A 19292-nucleotide genomic window follows, 5' to 3' on the forward strand; every position below is an offset into this window, starting at 1 on the left:
AAATGCCTTGAAGTTCTATGCTTCCATGCGTATCGATATCCGTAGAGCTGCTCAAATTAAAGAAGGAGAAGATGTGATCGGTAACCGGATCAAAGTGAAGGTGGTGAAAAACAAAGTGGCGCCTCCGTTCCGTAAAGCCGAATTCGATATCATGTACGGGGAAGGAATTTCAAAAGTAGGTGAGATCATCGACATCGGAGTGGAATTGAATATCTTGAAGAAAAGTGGATCTTGGTTCTCTTACGGAGAAACCCGTTTGGGACAAGGAAGAGATTCTGTAAAAAATATGATTGCTGACAACCCGGAATTAATGGATGAATTAGAAGCAAAGATCAAAGAAGCTCTTGGCGCTAATCCCACTGCAGTGGTAGTAGCACAAGACTAACTGCATATCGTTTCCAATGAGTCCCGTGAGAAATCGCGGGACTTGTATTGGAACGGTTTACCTCATAGAAACAGAGTTCATATAGTATGTTTCTATGCTTGTTATGTGGTAACTCAATGAGAGTAAAATAAAAAACCATTATTTCCCAACTCCAATTTATTTGAGACATAATCTGATGAAGGGCTATCCTTTCTATGTTTCTATGTGACCTATGTGGTTAAAGGTTTGTACCTGAATTAGCACCTTCTCGACAATATTTCCTTACTTTTGCTCAAACTGAAGTAAATGGTATTATCAATGACCGGCTACGGAAAAGCAAGTGGTTCTTTTCAAGGAAAGAAAATCGTTGTGGAAATCCGTTCCCTAAACAGCAAAAGCTTGGATCTGAATATGCGTGCAATTCCTTTGTATCGCGAGATTGAATTGGAGAATCGCTCCATAGTTGCTGAATTATTAGACCGAGGTAAAGTAGAGTTATCTATTTCCCTGGAAAATTCCGGTGATACAAAAAACTATGTGATCAACCGCGATCTGGCTCAAGCATATTACAAGGACATCAAAGAAACAGCTGAGTTATTGGGTGAATCAACCGATGATATCCTGTCGATGGTTATGAGAATGCCGGAAATTTACTCGAATGACAAAGAAGCACTTTCAGATGAGGAATCGACTTTTGTACAAAGTTTGGTAAGAGAAGCTTGTCATCACTTGAATGAGTTCCGCAAACAAGAAGGAGATCAGCTAAGAAAAGATTTCGAAGGAAATATCGGACGCATTGATGAATTATTGGCAGAAGTTCCGAAATACGAAACTGCACGTATTGAAGCAGTTCGCGAACGGATGAAAACAGGACTGGAAAAGATTACGAACATTTCCATTGATTTGAACCGTTTGGAACAGGAGATCATTTTCTACATCGAGAAAATGGATGTTTCAGAAGAGAAAATGCGTCTTTCAAATCACCTGAATTATTTTCTTGAAACAATGAATATCCCATTATGTGGTAAGAAATTGGGTTTCATTACGCAAGAAATCGGTCGCGAAATCAACACCCTTGGAAGCAAATCATATCATGTTGAAATGCAGAAATTGGTGGTTGAAATGAAAGATCACTTAGAGAAAATAAAAGAACAAGTTTTAAATACCCTGTAAAATGGCATTTGATTCGAGTGGCGGTAAATGTGTCATTTTCTCAGCTCCATCAGGAGCTGGAAAGACAACCATTGTTCAATACTTGTTAGGAGTACTTCCGGAATTGGCTTTCTCTATTTCTGCTTGTAGTCGTGACCCACGTGGTGAAGAGGAACATGGCAAGCACTATTATTTTCTGGGAATTGAAGGATTCAAGAACAAAATTGAAGAGGGAGCATTTGCTGAATGGGAAGAGGTTTATACCGATAATTTCTATGGTACGCTGACTTCTGAATTGGAAAGAATCTGGAAAGAAGGAAAAACGGTCATTTTTGATGTGGATGTTGTGGGAGGATTGAACCTGAAGAAGATCATGGGAGATAATGCCCTTGCAATTTTTGTCCAGCCACCATCCTTTGAAGATCTGGAACGTCGTTTGCGATTCAGAAGTACGGAAACAGAAGATAAAATCTCCATGCGTTTGGAAAAAGCGCATATTGAATTGGATCGCGCATCCGAGTTTGACTATATTCTCTTGAATGACGAGCTGGGAAGAGCTTGTAAGGAAGCAGAAGAGATCGTTCGAAATTTTATTTCCTGATTATGAGAGTAGGACTGTATTTCGGAACGTTTAATCCCATTCATGTTGGTCATTTGGTCATTGCAAATTACATGGCGGAGTATACCGATATCGATCAGGTTTGGTTGGTGGTGACTCCTCAAAATCCATTGAAATTGAAGTCCTCCCTGTTACCCGATTATCACCGATTGGCAATTGTTAATGAAGCAATTCAGGACAATGACAATTTGAAGGCTTCTGACATTGAATTCAAATTACCCCAACCGAATTATACGGCAACAACTCTGGCTCATTTGAAAGAGAAGTATCCGTCGTATGAATTTTCACTCATTATGGGGGAAGACAATCTGAGAACGTTCCACAAATGGTATAACCACGAACATTTGTTAGCCAATTACAAGTTCTATGTATATCCGCGTGTATTGACCGTTCAGGAAGAGGAAGAGGTTCAGGAGATCGGACACCATCCTGAAAACGGATTTAAGAACCACCCCAATATTGTGATGTGTGAGGAAGCTCCGGTGATGAAAGTGTCATCGAGTTTTGTACGACATGCTGTTAAGGAAGGAAAAGATGTTCGTTACCTGCTTACAGAACCGGTACGCAAGTATATTGATGAGATGAATTTTTACCGTTAAGCCTTTGCTTTCTTACGTTTGAATAAACGTGCAATTTGCTTACGGAAGAAAAACATCAGGATTAAGTAAGGAATTGCAATCAAGAACAAAATACCTGTATTGATCGAAGAACCAAAAGAGTTTTCGTCCAATTCACTTCCTTGTTCTGCCAATAACTTACATTGGGAACAACCTTGTCCAAAAGCAAAATCAACAACAATTAATGTGATTGCAAGTAAAAACAAACGCTTTTTCATACCTCAAAAGTACGAACAAACGCTTAGAATGAATCTGATTTTTGCTGATTTAACATATCGGGATTTATAGACTTTTAAATTATGTAATAAAAAAAGACCCTGCACAATTACAAGGTCTTAATGATTTATGAGTAAGTTCTAAATTAAACCAACATAACTTTATTCAAAATTTCAATGGCATTTAATGCACCTTCTTTATTTAGTCCGATAAGTGGTTGCGTGAAAACAACTTTTTCTTTGAGATTACTTGGCAAATCATGTAAGGACTTATCATCATCTATAATTACAAAGTCATTTACGTGTCTATTTTTTGACAACCAATTTAATATTTCACCCTTTCTTGATAAGAAATTGATGTTATCATCCAGTTTATCGATCGTCGCAGTAATTCCGCGATTAATGAATATTTCCTCCCATTTCTCTAAAGAGTAAGTAGATTTGTGTGATGTGGTTAAGACAATAGAAGCACCAGTCTCAGAGATTATATCTTTAAGACTGTTTATAGCATTTGGCAAAAATTGGTAAAAACCATCTGGATGAATTTCAACTTTCTTCCACGATGCAGCTTGTACCATTACACCATCTATGTCCAACAATAATAACATAATTGCAAAGTTAAGGGTTTATTTAAAAATTTCAAAATATTGTTTTACAGCGGTTTATCGTATCTTTTACTAAATTCTTCCTTCTGTTTTTCCGTATCGTAATCTACAGAGTCCAACTCCACATCCTTCCAAGTTATTTCTAATTGTTTTGTGCTATTTTCTCCAGAAACATCATGACAGATTTCCATATTCAATAAACTTAAACTAATAAATCTATGGTGTCCATCATTAATAGTATTGTTGAGAACTTTGATATTACTAAAATTATGACCTTCCTGAAGCCTTTTGTGAATACGAACAATGATAGGATAGCTAATTTTTTTCTGGCTTGGATTAAATTTTAGTGGGTTGGTTTCAATGAATAGTTTTACTTGTTCGAAATTAATCTCGCGCATACATTAAATTTATAACTTAATATAAGCATTTATTTTGAGAATATTTCCATTGTATCTTTTTGATATCCAGCAATTAGTAATCACAACAAATCAATCAACTCTTTTCGATTCAACTGTTTTAAGGTGCTCACATCCGTGTGAACCAAATCACCGATCAGTTCCTGTTTGCGCTTTTGCAATTCCAAAATCTTCTCTTCAATGGTATTGGGTGTGATGAAGCGCACTGCAACCACTTTTTTGTCCTGACCAATCCGATAAGCGCGGTCAATGGCCTGATTTTCCACAGCAGGATTCCACCAGGGATCGATCAAAAACACATAATCAGCCTGCGTTAGGTTCAATCCCATTCCACCGGCTTTCAAACTGATCAGGAAAACCCGAATAGCGTCATTTTCTTGGAATTCATTGACCACTTCTTTTCGTTTTTTGGTCTGACCTGTTAGCAAGGAATAGGGGATTTCCCGTTCTTCCAGAGCATTTTCAATCAGTTTCAGCATGCCTACAAACTGAGAGAACACCAGAATCTTGTGGTGTTTCTTCTTGTCTTCGATTTGCTCCATCAACTCCTGGATTTTCGCCGACTGATCTCCGTAAGAAACACCATTCTCATTGATCAATGCGGGAGAATTACAAATCTGTCGCAACTTGGTCAAACCTGCCAATACATGCATGCTGCTTTGTCCATCCAGAAAGTCGGGTTCACTCATCATGTATTCCTTCAATTCTGTTTTGTAGACATCATATACGCGCTGTTGCTCGTGATCCATCTCACAGTAAACGACCATTTCAGTTTTCTCCGGAAGTTCCGTAGCAACTTGCTTTTTGGTGCGTCTCAATAAGAAGGGATGGATGCGTTTTTGGAGCTCTTTTGCTCGCTGGCTGTCCTGGAATTTATCAATAGGAAAGGCAAAATGATCCTTGAATTGTTTGATGGAACCGAACATCCCGGGATTGCAAAACGAAAGGATGGAGAAAATATCCAATGTATTGTTTTCAATCGGGGTTCCGGTAAGGACAAATCGCTGTTTGGATTGCAGTAAACGAACAGTTTTATAGCGTTTGGAATCCGGATTTTTAATGGCCTGTCCTTCGTCCAGAATAACGGTGTCAAATACAAAATCTTTCAAATAGCGAATATCAGAGAGCAAAGTTCCGTATGTGCTTAACAGGATATCGTAGTTCTCGAAATGATCGGTTGATTTGATCCGTTTGGTTCCATGAAGATCTAAAATCCGTAAATGTGGAGTAAATTTCGCGGTTTCATCCTTCCAATTGAAAACCAGCGAAGTTGGAACGACAATCAGATGGACTCCTTTTTTGACTTCCTGCTTCTTGGAAATATAAGCCAAAAGCTGAATGGTTTTCCCTAATCCCATGTCATCTGCCAGAATTCCACCGAAACCGAAATCATTCAGAAAGTGCAGCCAATGATATCCTTCCCGCTGATAATGTCTCAATTCCGTTTGAAATTGGGTTGGAAGTTCAATTTCAGGAATGTGCTCGAAGTGGGTGATTTTGTCCTTTAGGTCTTCTATCTGTGTACGAACGGCGCTGTCAATTTCTTCTGCATCGAACCATTCGTCAATGAATTGATAGGATGTTTTCGGAATTCGAATCACCTCATCAACCAATTCGCCTTCTTGGAAAAAAGCGGAGAATCGCTCCAACCATTGTTGTGGAAGCAGTGCCATTTGTCCGTCGCCCAATTTCACATAACGTGATTTTTGGATGATGCTTCGCTGAATCTCTTTCAGACGCACCCGATTGTCACCAACCTTGATGTGTGCTTTTGTCTCGAACCAATCAATTCCACTGATAATCTGAACGGAAACCTTCATGCTTTTCGGAATCAGCTTTATTTTGGTCAACTCATGGAATCCGTGAATTTCCAATTCGGCTTCGCTCCAGGATTCAAAGGCATTGAGGAACCAATCATTTTCCAAAAACTGATTTTTGTGCAGGTAGAAAAAATCGCCACCCAGTTGGAATTCAAAATCTTTGTGAAGACGAATGATCTGACCGAGGAATTGAACTTCCAGATTTTCATCCCGCGGAATTTCAAATGAATTCCCTGTCTGATCAATTGTCAGCAATTTCCGTTTGGAAAGAATCGGAATTTCCACTTTTCCATATTCGATGACGGGTGTGATGTGGATATAGTTTTCACTATCCGTCAGGTAAATGCGCTTTGCCTGAATTGTCGCTAACTGAGCTTGCTTGATAACAGCACGGGTTGCTTTTTTGACGTAAGAATAATTGATACTGATCACGTTTTCGAGCGGAACCAAAAAACTCAATTGAAATGCATCGAACTGTGATTGATGGATGATGAGTTTATGGTGGTTCTTTCTGAAATAGGTCAACGTTCTCAGGTAATTCCAATTCTTGATCAGATACAGGTCCTGTCCGCGACGAATAAAGAGGTCACTCTTCATTTTTACCTGGTCGAATGGAATTTTGAGATTGTCCAATTCAATAAAACCGGTTATTTCGTAAAATTCCTGATTTTGGCTGACATCCAGATGCAGCAGCATTGGTTTGTCATGAATGTGAAGGGTGAGATCCGCGTCTTTTGGAGGTTTGGTATCCCAAGCTTCCATGACATCGAATTCCTCAAAAAGAGGTTTGGCAACAATAATGGATTTTACAACCTTCAGAAATGTTTCTTCATCCCCAGCCAGGTTCCGGTACAAATGATGTTTTACGCCCAAAATTCCCAGTGCAGTATAAGCTTGGATCAGTTCAGGCTTGGTTTCCTGCAAGGCGAGCTCCAGCGCATTTAATGATTGGATCGGAGGTTTTATCTTACCACTTTGGGTCAATGCACTTTCATGTAATTGAAATTCAAAATGATTTTCATTCGCAAAAGCACTGAAAGAAATGTATCGGTTGGGTAATGGTTTATGCAGTTTTTCCGGCGAAAAGGAAACAGGAGCCAATTTCTTGGTGAGTTCGTCCATTTTCTCCTGGTTCATGCGAATAAGTTCCGGATTCTTGGAAGTGACTTTTACTTGTCTGTTTTCATACGAAAGCTGAAACTGTTTTTCCCATTGACTTTCATCCGAAATTCCATAAGAAAGAGCCATTTCGGAAATGCGTTTCCGGCGATCTGTTTCATCAAAGAAGGCCCGAAAATCGGCATGCTCCATCACACGATAAAGAACAAAGGCCTGATGGTCGCACAACTTCGTTCCATTACCTCCACAGCTGCAGCCAAGAACCACCGTTTGGTTTTCCTGCGTCAGGATTACTTCATGTTCTGCACGAAAACCATAATTGCATAAGAAGATTCCTTTATCAATGGAAAGTTCGACAGGTTGAACGGAGTTGGAACTGAAACTCAATGCCTGGATTGCAGAAGCTTCTGCAAATTTCAGGAGGGTACCATAATTCAGTTCGGCGAACGTTGAATCGCGGAAAACAAAGAAATCTTCGTCTTCATCGGAATCATCCATTTCAAAAGAACTTAGCATACAGTGAAGGTAGCTATAATTAGATAAACCTGCGGTGATCCGAACCTTATTCCCTTGAATTTTTTCGTCGGTACAAGGTGCAATGTTCATTTTTATAGGTTTGAATGAAATTGCTTGAAATCAACTCTAAAGTTTTGAGATGATCCACATTGGTACTGTCCCAACTTCCCAAAGCAAAAACATAATCGACCTCTTTTTTCTCATTTTCTTTGTTTGAAGGAGTCCACGGAAATAAGGGACAATCAGCAACACGTTGACCTCCCATGTGGAAATTCGGAAGTTCCGGCATATTCCAAAGCAAAGGGAAATAGTTCATCGTTGCCTCATAATTGTCAAGTATAACCATTGACTTATCACTTCCAAGATAATTGGAGAAATGTGCCTCAAACCAGAAACCTGTCAGGTTCATCGGAGCCACCACACTGTTGGGTTTGATAAAAGCGGAAGCTTTGTTGCAACTAATGGCGATTGGGTCGTATGTATCCATCACGGAGTCGTAATAGCGGATTCTCTTGGCGTGAATTGCCAGTAAGAGTGACATACAGATAAAAGCGAACCACTTTGCCTGTTTCAGACTGGAAATCCAGATAAACAGGAACAGGAAGAATAACAACCCGAAGCGCATGGAAATAATACTTGCGCTTCCGTTATCATCCGGCATGATAAATAAAAGCACCAACATGATTCCGGTTACCAATAACCAGGTGTCATTGAATTGAAGGAATCCTTTTTTCTCAGGGGTTTTGGTTGAAGAAATGCCATTCCTTATCCGGACAATGATTCCACCGATGATCAGCGCATACAAAATGTAAATAATCTTTCTGGTGAATCCACTTTCAATTCCTTCGTGATAACAAATGATCGGATTCAGGTAATTCAACCACTTAATCAATTCTTCTTTTGGAAGAAAGATCTTTACTCCGGTATCGGGTCTGCTGCCAAAGTAAAGGGTTGTCAGCACAAGTGGGATCAATGAGCTCAGAAGCAAGACAAGCCCCTTTTTTCCCTCACGGATAAATGTGTCCTTGAATTTTTTTGTCTCAAAAAGGACTTTCAGGAACGACATGAACAGGTAGAAACCACAAACCAATAATGCAATACTGAACATTAAAATGTGGGAAAAGTAAGTCAGAATGAAAAGAACACTGAGAATAAGGATCTTCTTCGGTGAACCGGTAATCGTCTCCTTGTTCCTGATCCAGAATGAAAGGATCAGCAGTAAACCGATCAAACCCAATGAGAAATTGTAAAAACCCAGAGACAATAGGAAATTGTAAGTTAAGGGGAAAATCAGATAACTCAGACCAAGGTATTCAGGGTTGATAGATTTGACGAGTCTTCGAAAAGCATACGCCAATCCGATGAAATAAACAATCAGCAGCATCTTTTCAGCCAAATATCCGGGCAGAAACCACTTGAAAAAACACAGTAGAACGTGTCCGGTCAAATTGGGGACCAATTCAGCGTTGAATTGGAAAAAAGAATCCACATCAGCATCAAAGAGCATGTGATTGATCAGCGTTGCATTGTACAGGTGAGCCGGTCCGTCAAGTGTCGGAAAAAAATGATGACTGATAACCGGAATAAGATTCGCTAAAGCAACTGCCAGAAAAAGGAACTTTTCGTACTTTGAGAATCGGTTAAGGATTTTGTTCATGTGGCAGCAAATTTAGTAACGTTTTATTACCTAATTGACTGGAAAATTAGTCATTTTATCTCAAGAATAGTTTGATATTTGTATCAACTGAATATTCTATGTAATTTGGAGATCTTGAAAAAAAGAAGAATAAGGAATAGTATTGTGCTTTTACTGATTACAGCGATCACTGCGATTTTTCAGTTGAAGTATGTGAATGAATTTCCAGGTTACACACACACTTGGGCTCAAAACGATCGCTTGGCACTCGCAAATGGTTTTGTGCGAAACGACCTGAACTTTTTCAAACCACAGAATTACATCCTCAATCACCAATTCCCTAGCAATTGGGCGGAGCCGAGTTATTCCACCGTCACTGCTGTAGAATTCCCGATCCATGATTATGTTCCTGCCATCTTCATGAAAATTTTCGGAACGAATGAAACGTGGGTTTTTCATGCATATATCCTGCTTTATAGCATTGTCGGCTTCTTCTTTCTCTATTTGTTGATGGAGAAAATAACCGGGTCTAAGGTGAAGGCGGCTTTAGTGGTACTTTTTGCCATTATGTCTCCTGTTTATACCTTTTATCAGGGAGGATTTCTACCGACAATTCCGAGTATAGCCAATACCATTATTGCGTTCTACTGTTATGCCCTCTATTTCGAAGGTGGAGGGAAAAAATGGTTCAAATGGGCTTTGTTCTTTTTCACCTTGGCGACACTTGCACGTTTCACATTTGTCATTCCCTATTTTGCTTTATTGGGATTCGAATTGATTCGCATTTTTCAGAAGAAGGCAAAATTTTGGCCCAACATAACCGGAGTGGTCGTTTCTTTTATGGTGGTTTTCGCCGCACAGTTTTACAATAGCACCATCAGGGCAAAATACGGTTCTGATTTCTTAAGCGAATTGTTACCTGCAGACAATGTGGAGGAAATGAAAAACATTCTGAATCACATGTGGGAAAACCTGGTGTTGGCTTATTTTTCCGGAAAACAGTATTTCCTGATTTTCCTGCTAGGAGTATTGGTGATCATTTCACTTTTGATCAGACAGCGCAATAGTGATAGATCCTTTGTTGGCTGGTGGCTCATTTGTTTGTTCTGGTTGATTGGAACTTGTTTGTTCTGGTTTGCAATGACGAAGCAATTTGTTGCCCACGATTATTATTTCCTGGACACCTTCTATTTGCCGATCGTCTTTTTCGTAGGGCTTTGTTTGTCCATTCTTCCGAAGCCGCAATGGTATTTTGGGGAGCTCATCATGGCATTATTCGTGGCATATTTCGGCATTGTCTCGTTCAGGGAGGATTCCGAATTTCAGAAACAACGCCGCGTTTTTGTTGCGAATGACCATTTCACCGGCTCGGGAATTAATTTCACTGGCTCGGATGAGTTTTTGACTGAATCAGGAGTTTCCAGGGAAGATACTATTTTGGTCATGCATGCTTACGGTCCGAATATCCCATTCATTAAAATGAATCGGGTTGGTTTGGCAGTTGTTGGTCATAATCCGGATGACATTGACCGGGGGTTGAATTGGAAATGGGATTATGTGGTGTTTCAAAGACCCTATTTCATGGAAGATGTGTATGCAATTTATCCGGATATCCTCAATCGGGTGGAATCCATCGCAACGAATGAAAACCTGATTTTGTGCAAGCGAAAACAAGATACCGTTTCACAGAGTCTAATGGATTTTATGAATATTAAAAACCCATACAAGATCATCAAAACAAACTTCGAAACGGAGGATAGTTTGAAATACGTGGGAATTGTAAAAGATCCGTCGAAGGAAAAGAATCGGATCGGGTATATCGGAGAAAATGAAGTGTATGGGTTTTCACACGATTTCACAAAGCAAGTGGGACCGGATACAAAACCGCGAGTGCTAAAGATAAAAGGGAAGTTTTTGCGTCAGAATGACAATCAGATTGGGATTATCATTGCCTATTCTCAAGGGAATGAGCTTTCATTTTATCAAACAATCGATTTGACGTCACTTTCAAAATCCAACGAATGGACGGAGAAGGAATTCATTGTTTTTCTGCCCCAACGGAAGTCGAAAAAAGACAAGTTGAGCTTTTACATCCACAATGCGAGCAAGAACGTTGTTTTGTTGGATGATTTCGAGTTTCAGTTTTACAGGAACTAGGAACGGAAATTCCGATAGTTAAATCATTATGGAGGCGTTTGTAAACAGAATCGTAAAGTACATCGATGAACATGCTTTGAGCAATCAGAATGTATGTATTGTGGTTCCTTCCGAACGGATGATTGCCTACCTGCAGCGCGCTTTTTTTGAATTTTATCAGAAACCGATCCTATCGCCCAAAATTGTGACGATCGACCGCTGGATCCAGGATTTGAATCCGACACCTGTTCTCGATAAAACCAGCCTGCTGTTTGAATTGTATGAACTTTTCAGGAAGGATCCGGTAGAATTGAATGTAGATTCCTTTGACTCCTTTATGGCCTGGGGACAGATTCTATTAAGTGATTTTGATGAGATTGACCGATACCTTGTTCCTGCAGACCAGCTATTCAAGAACCTGCGCGATATCCGGGAAATTGAAAACTGGTCCTTTAACTCGGAAGAGCTGTCCAAAGGACAAATTCAGTTCATGGCATTTTGGGATAAATTGAAACCGTATTACTTTGCGCTGGAAGCCCGATTAAAAGCAAAATCACTGACCACAAAAGGGAAGGCTTACGGTTATTTTGCCAACAACATCGATTTGGCCTTTGCAAGTGATAAGGACGCACAATTTGTTTTTGCAGGATTTAATGCACTTTCCGAATCCGAGATTTCAATTATGAAACAGCTTTCCATCATGGGAAGAGCAGCTATTCTAATGGATTCAGACCAGTTCTATTTCAATGATCCGATTCACGAAGCCGGTCAGTTTCAGCGCGATTTGTGCAAGAGATTGGAACAAAAGGCTTTGCCTTTTATCGAAAATTACCTCGGTACGAAAGAGATGGAAATTCGGGTGGTGGAATGTCCACAGTTCACTTCTCAGGCTCAAGTTGTCGGGAGCGAATTGAAAAAACTGAATACCCAACAATTGAATGAAACCCTGGTGCTTTTGGCGGATGAAAGTCTGTTGAGTTCGATCTTGAAGCACCTTCCGGCAGAAATCGAACAAGCGAATATTACGGTTGGTTTGCCTTTAAGACAAACATCATTAAGATCCTGGGTGGATCTGATTTTCCGATTGCAGGAATCCTTTTTGCGAAGAGGAAATTCGAGTATTTACTACCGTGATTTTATTCAGTTTGCCCACCATCCGTTTATTTTAGGGGTTCTTTCATCCCAGGAAAAAAATGAAATTCAGAACATTGAATCCCGCATCATCAATCACAACTGGCATTTCTTGGATCGAAAGAAACTGGATTTAAGTGAACGCTTGTCCGAATTGAATAAACTCATCTTTGAACCCTGGAAAAATGATTGGTTGAGAGGAATTGAGGTAATTCAATTGCTGAACGAAAAACTGGATCTGTGGCTGGACGAAAAGAATGAGTTGGAACGTGCCATTGTCCGCAGATTTGCACATGCAACGGTGGTCCTGCAAAATATCATGAGTAAGGATGCTCCGACTATGAGCATTGCTTCATTCCGGAGTTTGTTCAATGGAAACTGGAGTAACGAAACGATTGCTTACTTCGGAAATCCTTTGGAAGGATTGCAGATCATGGGTTTACTGGAAACACGTGGTTTGGACTTCAAGCGCATCTTTGTTTTCGGATTGAATGAAGGATCCATGCCACCCCAGAATGCGATCAATACGATTATTCCCATGGATTTGAGGAAGTATTTCGGGTTGCCGACTCCGCGGGAGAAGCAAGGACTTTTTGCACATCATTTCTACCGTTTGCTGCACCACGCGGAAGAGTTATTGATTACCTATTCCAGTGCTTCAGAATCTGTGGGATCCAGTGAACCAAGCCGGTATATTCAACAGATTGAGTTGGAATTGGCTCAAATTAATCCAAACATTCATATTCAAAAATCATTCTATACTGCCGGAAACAAGGAAAAGGTCGAAACTACGACGATTCAAAAAACAGAGGAGATTGTCCAACGGATTTATGAAGTGCTTCGTGGCGGAATTAGTTTCTCCATGTTGGATAAATTCATGAGTTGTCCATTGGATTTTTATTACCGCTATGTATTGCGCTTCGGTGAGGAAAACAAAGTGGAGGAAGATATTGAGAGCAATACACTTGGAACAATCATTCACTATGTACTGGAGAATCTATTCGCACCATTTATTGACCGTGTGGACGAGGCCGGGAGAAAAATTTCAGGAAAAGTAGTCACTGAAGAAGATCTGCTCCGAATGGAAAAAGACGTTCCCCTATTGGTTAGTAAAAGTTTTGAGATCCATTTCTCTGAAGACAAGAACTCCTGGCAAACCGGAACAAACCACATCAATTTCGAGGTGGCGAAAGAAATGGTTCAAAACGTATTGAAAAGAGACCGGACAATCCTAAAAGAAAACCCGCAAAAAGCATTATTTATTCTGGGGCTGGAGCGAAGATTGGAGACATCGATTGCCATTGAAGACACTTCCAATTCGGGGAAATCATTCGAGGTTCGTCTTTCCGGGGTTTGTGATCGGATAGATCAATTTGATGGCGTACATCGGATTATTGATTATAAGTCGGGGAGTGTAAACCAGGACAAAGTGGAACTGAAGAAAACAGCGAATCAGGAAAGCTATGAAGAAGCGATCCTGACGAATAAACGCAAAGGAAATCCGAACCAGAAACACGTACTTCAATTGTTGATTTACTGTTATCTTTATTACAAAGAAACTGGAATTTTGACTGATCAAGCCGGGATTTTTTCGTTCAGATCCATCAAGGAAAGCCCACACTTTTTGAAGTTGCCGGAAGACATCCGAAAGGAAGATATTCCTGATTTTTTGGAGGGGATTCTGAAGCAGACCATTGCGGATATGTTGGATAAGAATGTGGCGTTTACACATAACAAAGATTCGAAGTATTGTGCTTATTGTAATTGAATGGTTTTGTAACATTTAACTCATCAATGAGTTACGAATAAAATAGCTGTTATGCAATTAAGAATAATCTCATTTGGTACGATCTGTTTTCTGCTTCTTAGCTGCTTTGAGGGAAAAAAGGAAGAACGTCTGCCTGCTTATGAGGACCTAATATCATCAGTGGAGAACCAACGAGTTATTTTTCAAAAGGAATATACTGACGCAGATGAATCGGCTCGCATTCAAATTTTAGAAAGAGTGGAAAGGTATCTCTTAAAAACCATTACAACGGATTTCTTTAAACAATGGGATGGAACGGAATGGGATTTTAATGGAACAACTCGTACTCCGCGAAAAGGGAAAATAGCTTGTGGCTACTTCATTACAACCGTCCTTTCTGATGCCGGATTCAAAATTCCAAGAGTAAAATGGGCACAACAAGCCTCGGAATATTATATCACCCGATTTTCGTCTGATGTGCAACGGTTCAGCAATCAAACTCCTGAATCCATGAAAAGCTATTTTCTGAAGCACCCGGATGGATTATATATAACAGGTCTTGACAGTCATGTTGGCTTTGTTTATAAATCGGGAGATGAGGTGACCTTCACTCATGCAAGTTATTATGATCCAAAAATTGGTGTACAAACAGAACCTCTGATTGGAGATAATCCTTTCGCTAAATCTGCTTATAGAGTGGTTGGTAGACTTTTGGATAAAGAAATGATTGAGAAATGGATTCTTGGTGAGAGTTGGGGTGCATAACCTTTAGAGACCTCACAACAAAGATTCGAAGTACTTTGCTTTAGTAACGAATCAACAGCTACAAATTTCGGCACTCATTGCTGAGAATTCTAGAATTTTCTTCTTCGCAAAGATGCGAACAGATTTGTTGTTAATTTTCTGATTATCAATAGTTAGCATTTTTAAAATTGAAAAAAAAAACGTCTATTATTTTGCTAGTTCAATCGTGAAAATTCAATAGCGCTATTGGGAATTTACTCCAAATTCGCATTCTTCAAAGTCTCATCTATTCCTTCCAAATCCGAATAAAACTCTTCGCCAAATGCCCGAATAAGTGGCTCTCTCAAAAATTTATAAACAGGAACATTCAATTGCTCACCACAAGCACAAGCAGGTTTGCAAATGTTCCATTCCTCGTAATTAAGGGCGATACCCTCGCTCAGTTTCTTCACGCGGATAGGATACAAATGGCATGAAATCGGTTTTTTCCAAGTTGTTTTTCCTGATAAATATGCTTGCTCGATAGCACATTTTGTAATTCCCTTTTCATCGAAATAAACAAAAGCACACTCTTTTCCATTCACCAAAGTAGTGGCAGGTTCATTCCATTGATCAATATAAAAAACCCCCGATTGGTTTACTGCTTCAATTCCTTCGGGTCGCATGAATGGAAGGACGTCCTCCAGGATTTCCTCCATGATGTCCACTTCCTCAAAAGTCAGGGGAGCACCACCGTCACCTTCCACACAACAGGCTCCTTTACAAGCATTCAGGTCACACACAAATTTGCGGTCAAATACTTCTGTGGAAATCAATTTATCATCTATAGCTACGATCATAATACAAGTTAATTAAAGTAATTGACAAGGCCGATTAAATCATCGAATTGTGCATCAGCAAGCATCAATTTCGGTTCCGGATGATGCGTTTTCTCAGGAACACAAAAGACGGTCATGCGAGCAGCTTTACCGGATATGATCCCGTTTAAGGAATCTTCGATAACCAGACAACGTCTCGGATCCAGACCCAAATTTTTTGCTGCGGTCAGATATACTGCAGGATGAGGTTTTCCGAATAATTCGTATTCCGCAGAATGCACCGTTTGAAAGAAGTGTCTGATTTGGAGCGTATCCAAGATGCAATCGATCAACACTTGGTAGGAAGATGTTGCCAAGCCTATTTTGAGCCCTTTTGAGGAAAAGAATTCCAATGATTCCACCACACCCGGAAGTGGAGTTGCACGAGCTGTAAGTAGTTCAATCATGCGCTGGACAATTGCGTTCTCAACTTCTTTTGGGCTTGCATCAGGCCATGGAGAAACTTGGTACCAGTATACAATCACTTCATCAATGCGCAATCCAACTGTGCGCTGAAAGTCTTCCTTGGTAAGCGGGCAACCGACACTTTTGAACACATCCTCCATTGCAATTTTCCACAAGGGTTCCGAGTCAGTAAGTACTCCGTCCATGTCATAGATAACCCCATCAAAATTGCTTAGGTTCATTTTTTATTTTCTGTGCCCCTTCGCTGAAGGCGCTGGTTTAATAATATACATGTTTCCACCACCGACTATTTTCTGACGTTCATCGGCGACATAAATCTTTCCATTCGGATGAATGGCAATGGCTTCTTTTTGGGTGATCGGGAGCATTGTCTGGTGGGATTCATATTTTGCTCTTCCATTTTCAAAGGAGTGGATGATGATACGATTGTATGTAAGTAGAATCAATTTTCCATTTTGGATGTCAGCTCCTGTTGCGGCATCTCTGAACCAATCACGTTTTCCAATGACCATGTAATACTTCTTCTGAGCTTTGTAAGTTCCCGGTTTGGTTGGCAAGGTATACACATAACATTTTCCGTCAAAAGGTTCGGATCTGCACTTGGTAAACAGATACAAGGAGTCATTATAAAAACTCATGGCCTCGCAGTCGAATTGTTTTTCTGCAAGTTTGGGAGGAAACTCTTTTTGTTCGGGATAGGAAAACTCAATGAATTTTGCCTCGACATCCTGGTTGTCAAGTACTTTTTTTAAACTGACTTTGAGAATTTTAAGGTCGGTTCGGGTATTGTTATTATTTCCGAAATCTCCAATGTAGATACTTTTTTCATCCAATGCGATGTCTTCCCAATCCGTATTCTCTGCATTGGTGACGCTGATCTTGTGACGAATACTTCCATTCAGGTTCAACACAAAAATTTTGGGGTCATTGCCGCCGTCATTATGGGCGATCAGGGTGCTGTCATTTGCAAAAACCCAACCTGAAATCTCCTTCAAATCTTTCGGGAGACGATTCGTTTTTTGCATTGTCGCGGCAACAAGAAACAGGGTTGCAAGTATAAGAGCAACATTTCGCATGCCACAAAAGTATGAAGAATCTTAGTTTAATACAGCTTCCACCCAAGATTTACCCCATTCGGCAATCTCCATTTCTGACCACAATTGAGGGTAGAAGATGCGTTTTTGGAAGCGTGGAGGAAGATATTTCTGCCAGTTTGTACCACCTGTTGCGGCAATATCGCCTTTATCCTTTTGTAAATAACGAACAGCAGATTTATAGTGAACCAAGGGCCAATTCACGTTTACATTGACGTCATTTTGTTTCAGGACATGAATGACTGCGGGTAATTCCTGATCTTCAGGAGTCAGACGCAAATAACATTGCCAAAGATTATCGTGACGCAGGTTTTCACCCATTTGAATGAATTCTTCTCTGTAACGGTCTTCGAATTGAGTCAATGTCAAAGTCTTTTTACCCGTTTCCATATCTGTAGCTCCTTCTTTCCAGTAAATGTTTTCGAAAAGCTCAGAAATCGGTTCTTTCCCGGTGTATTTTGAACGATGATCCTTATGAACTAACTGAAGGAAATCAGTGGAGTAAATTTCAATTTTTCGGTATTGTGCAGATTGGAATCCGGAAGCAGGTGCAAGCGCCAATCTGAATTTCAGGAACTGTTCGCGTTGCATTCCATCTACCATGATCTCAAAACTTTTTGTCAAGGCTTCAAAATAACGATTGATACGTTGAACATGTTCCACAAAGAAAGTGGCATCCAAATTCTTGCGGTCTGAAATCTGCTGGAACTCATGCAGGCATAATTTGAAGTACAACTCAGTAACCTGGTGATACATCAAAAAAACCACCTCATCCGGAAAGTCGGTATACGTCTTTTGTAAGGATAATAAGGTATCGACCTGAACATAATCCCAATAGTTTGGCATTCGTGAATACAACAAACTATCGAGGTAAGCCACTAAATCCTGACCTTGCGCATCATACTTCGCTTTAAGAAGAGTAATTCTTTCTAAGATTTCAGGAGTTAATTCCATTTGTTTTCCAGATTTTTAGCAAACAAATATATGCCAAAGCAAAGTATTAATCATGAACAAAAACGTTAATATTTGAACACTTCTCTCTTCGCACCAATTCGCTTACTAAAAATTTAGCAAGGTGAATTGGTTTCAAACCCACCAATTCACCTTAGTTGGCTCTTATTTAGCTTTTACCAAGTCATGCTTTAAACCTGACCATTCTACCAAATGCAATTTGATTGATCCAACAGGAATTTTGGCTTTAACTAAAATTGGAATTCGGTTCTCGTCTTTTGTTACCCAAAAACTCAAATCATCTTGTTTTTTGAAGACACGACCTGTTTGAACAACCGGAGCGAATTTCATGCAGTTGAACTTTCCTTTTCGGATGGAAATTTTCTCATCACCCAGGTATTTCACCTTCAAAGGCCAGATTTCGTCATCCATAAAACATTTGAATTCGAAAGTATCCCCAACCTTTGCAGATTTGAAATTCAGTGTACGGGCATAATAGAACGAAGAGATCATATCCTGAATTCCGGATGGAGTGGAGAAATCTTTTTCACCGTTGTGCACTTTCTGTTTGTCTTGTTTAAAAGCATAATCTTGGGAAAGTTTATATCCGCCTTCCTCAACCCGTCGAACGAATTGCCAAGGGAAGATTCCTTTTTTATCCAGATAACTTTCATATACGTCATTCACTTTGTACACTGCATTGAATCCACCAAGTGTTTTACCTGTTCCTTTGATATGATAGAGTTCTCTGGTTCCGTTTCCTTTTTTGGAAGTTTCCTTCACTTCAAGAACAGCTTCACCGGCATCAATGAAACCATAGGTAATACGGTATCGGAGTTTCTCTCCGGTTTGAAAGGAATTATTTGAAACCGTAGGTAATGCAATTTGCATGCTACTTGTTAATCCAATCACTAACAGGATTGCTGATGAGATGATCAAACTTGTTTTCATAACTTAAATTCTAATTGTTGGATAAGTGGTTTACAAACTAAATGCCAAAAATCACACTTTCCCCTTTTTATTGAAATAACTGATTTACAGTGAAAAGATACACTTTTTCCGAATGAATCAAAATACCTAGAATACGGTATTGAGCAGCAGGTGTGTTTGAGATACTTTTGTCGCAA

The 19292-nt window shown here is 39.8% G+C and carries 16 protein-coding genes and 1 pseudogene; 7 read left to right on the top strand and 10 right to left on the bottom strand.

Going from position 1 to position 19292, the window contains the following annotated elements; genetic code table 11:
• The 4 genes and pseudogenes from AAG807_RS11060 to nadD all read left to right on the top strand — a co-directional run.
• Window positions 1-385: pseudogene (locus tag AAG807_RS11060) on the top strand (DNA recombination/repair protein RecA); the annotation flags it as partial.
• Window positions 386-670: 285 nt separating this feature from the next.
• Complete coding sequence (locus AAG807_RS11065) at window positions 671-1537, top strand: YicC/YloC family endoribonuclease (protein ID WP_341903658.1); 867 nt, start codon at window positions 671-673, stop codon at window positions 1535-1537.
• Window position 1538: 1 nt separating this feature from the next.
• On the top strand, window positions 1539-2117 hold the full coding sequence (gmk, locus tag AAG807_RS11070; protein ID WP_341903660.1) for a guanylate kinase: 579 nt from the start codon (window positions 1539-1541) through the stop codon (window positions 2115-2117).
• 2 nt (window positions 2118-2119) lie between these two features.
• Window positions 2120-2734 carry a nicotinate (nicotinamide) nucleotide adenylyltransferase gene (gene nadD / locus AAG807_RS11075; protein ID WP_341903662.1) on the top strand — a complete coding sequence of 205 codons (615 nt, stop codon included), beginning with the start codon at window positions 2120-2122 and terminating at the stop codon, window positions 2732-2734.
• On the opposite strand, the gene AAG807_RS11080 is transcribed toward nadD, so the two are convergent.
• From AAG807_RS11080 to AAG807_RS11100, 5 genes are all read right to left on the bottom strand, one after another.
• Window positions 2731-2970, bottom strand: coding sequence for a hypothetical protein (locus AAG807_RS11080; protein ID WP_341903664.1), 240 nt, complete (start codon window positions 2968-2970; stop codon window positions 2731-2733). The two genes, nadD and AAG807_RS11080, sit on opposite strands and share 4 nt — an antisense overlap.
• Window positions 2971-3113: 143 nt before the next feature.
• Entirely contained in the window at window positions 3114-3575 is a 462-nt protein-coding gene (locus AAG807_RS11085) for an HAD domain-containing protein (RefSeq protein WP_341903667.1), read from the bottom strand.
• A gap of 44 nt (window positions 3576-3619) precedes the next feature.
• Window positions 3620-3970 (bottom strand): hypothetical protein, encoded by a 351-nt coding sequence (locus AAG807_RS11090; protein ID WP_341903669.1) that lies wholly within the window; start codon window positions 3968-3970, stop codon window positions 3620-3622.
• A gap of 80 nt (window positions 3971-4050) precedes the next feature.
• A complete protein-coding gene (locus AAG807_RS11095; RefSeq protein ID WP_341903670.1) occupies window positions 4051-7533 on the bottom strand; it encodes an SNF2-related protein in 3483 nt (1160 codons plus the stop codon).
• Window positions 7490-9100 (bottom strand): hypothetical protein, encoded by a 1611-nt coding sequence (locus AAG807_RS11100; RefSeq protein WP_341903672.1) that lies wholly within the window; start codon window positions 9098-9100, stop codon window positions 7490-7492. The genes AAG807_RS11095 and AAG807_RS11100 overlap by 44 nt, the downstream gene beginning before the upstream one ends.
• A 114-nt stretch (window positions 9101-9214) precedes the next feature.
• On the opposite strand from AAG807_RS11100, the gene AAG807_RS11105 reads away from it, so the two are divergent.
• From AAG807_RS11105 to AAG807_RS11115, 3 genes are read left to right on the top strand one after another with little or no spacing between them, the layout of a single operon-like run.
• Window positions 9215-11236, top strand: coding sequence for a glycosyltransferase family 39 protein (locus tag AAG807_RS11105; protein ID WP_341903674.1), 2022 nt, complete (start codon window positions 9215-9217; stop codon window positions 11234-11236).
• 28 nt (window positions 11237-11264) lie between these two features.
• Window positions 11265-14114, top strand: coding sequence for a PD-(D/E)XK nuclease family protein (locus AAG807_RS11110; RefSeq protein ID WP_341903676.1), 2850 nt, complete (start codon window positions 11265-11267; stop codon window positions 14112-14114).
• A gap of 51 nt (window positions 14115-14165) precedes the next feature.
• Window positions 14166-14858 carry a hypothetical protein gene (locus tag AAG807_RS11115; protein WP_341903678.1) on the top strand — a complete coding sequence of 231 codons (693 nt, stop codon included), beginning with the start codon at window positions 14166-14168 and terminating at the stop codon, window positions 14856-14858.
• Between the two features lie 233 nt (window positions 14859-15091).
• Here AAG807_RS11115 and AAG807_RS11120 read toward each other — a convergent pair whose 3' ends face one another.
• The 5 genes from AAG807_RS11120 to AAG807_RS11140 all read right to left on the bottom strand — a co-directional run bounded on the left by AAG807_RS11120 (window position 15092) and on the right by AAG807_RS11140 (window position 19116).
• A complete protein-coding gene (locus tag AAG807_RS11120) occupies window positions 15092-15673 on the bottom strand; it encodes a DUF3109 family protein (RefSeq protein WP_341904060.1) in 582 nt (193 codons plus the stop codon).
• 11 nt (window positions 15674-15684) lie between these two features.
• On the bottom strand, window positions 15685-16341 hold the full coding sequence (hxpB, locus tag AAG807_RS11125) for a hexitol phosphatase HxpB (RefSeq protein WP_341903680.1): 657 nt from the start codon (window positions 16339-16341) through the stop codon (window positions 15685-15687).
• A 3-nt stretch (window positions 16342-16344) separates the two neighbouring features.
• Window positions 16345-17196: a hypothetical protein gene (locus AAG807_RS11130; RefSeq protein ID WP_341903682.1), complete on the bottom strand. Its 852-nt coding sequence runs from the start codon at window positions 17194-17196 to the stop codon at window positions 16345-16347.
• A gap of 21 nt (window positions 17197-17217) precedes the next feature.
• On the bottom strand, window positions 17218-18168 hold the full coding sequence (locus tag AAG807_RS11135; protein ID WP_341903683.1) for a tryptophan 2,3-dioxygenase family protein: 951 nt from the start codon (window positions 18166-18168) through the stop codon (window positions 17218-17220).
• A gap of 162 nt (window positions 18169-18330) precedes the next feature.
• Window positions 18331-19116, bottom strand: coding sequence for a DUF3108 domain-containing protein (locus tag AAG807_RS11140; RefSeq protein WP_341903685.1), 786 nt, complete (start codon window positions 19114-19116; stop codon window positions 18331-18333).
• Between the last annotated feature and the right edge of the window lie 176 nt (window positions 19117-19292).

The sequence above is a fragment of the Fluviicola taffensis DSM 16823 genome, assembly GCF_943372375.1.
GTDB lineage: Bacteria > Bacteroidota > Bacteroidia > Flavobacteriales_D > Crocinitomicaceae > Fluviicola > Fluviicola taffensis_A.